General features: G+C 53.7%; 2 protein-coding genes. Both read right to left on the reverse strand.

Going from position 1 to position 564, the window contains the following annotated elements:
- Positions 1 to 20: 20 nt before the first annotated feature.
- A complete protein-coding gene (locus tag JUK32_RS18820; RefSeq protein ID WP_204140407.1) occupies positions 21 to 176 on the reverse strand; it encodes a hypothetical protein in 156 nt (51 codons plus the stop codon).
- Positions 157 to 564: type IIL restriction-modification enzyme MmeI (locus JUK32_RS18825; protein WP_375541587.1), on the reverse strand; the 408-nt coding region annotated here is incomplete at its 5' end. The genes JUK32_RS18825 and JUK32_RS18820, both read right to left, overlap by 20 nt.

The raw sequence follows: 564 nt of genomic DNA on the forward strand, positions 1-564 counted from the left end.
CTCACAGATGGCTCCCCTTCTCAATCTGAGAATCTAGCTACATCAATACTCTCAGGACTTTTCTGCACCACTAAGCCTAATCCTTCAGATTGCAAAAGTGCACAACATTTGACGCAGGCAACGCTGGCAGGATTAAAGTTTTCTAAGGTTGCAATATCAAATCCAAGGTCTGACATAACGCTGCCTCCTCAAAAGTGACGTCGCTTTTATTACGCGAGCGCGCAGGGCCTTGATAAATGCTTCCCCTTTCAGCAGCTCCACATCTTCCGCAAACATGGTGAAAATGCAGCGCATAAGAAAATTGGCGACTTCCTGAGGGGAGGGCGCAGCGCCCTGCGCCCCTACAGGGGCACTTTCTAGCCAGCGCGATAGCTTCGCCAGTTCCGCCACCACCTCCCGCGTCACCCGCGCGCGATACTTCCCCGAGTTCAGCGCTTGCGGGTCGGTGAAGATTTTGACGAAGCGATCGAACACCTCTGGCTGCTTCAGATCCGCCAGGTTCACCCGCTCACGGGCACCGTAGCTGCCATATTCCCCGCTAAAGCCCTCCCAAATCTCAAAGTG

The organism is Halomicronema sp. CCY15110 (assembly GCF_016888165.1).
Classification (GTDB): Bacteria; Cyanobacteriota; Cyanobacteriia; order Phormidesmidales; family Phormidesmidaceae; genus Halomicronema.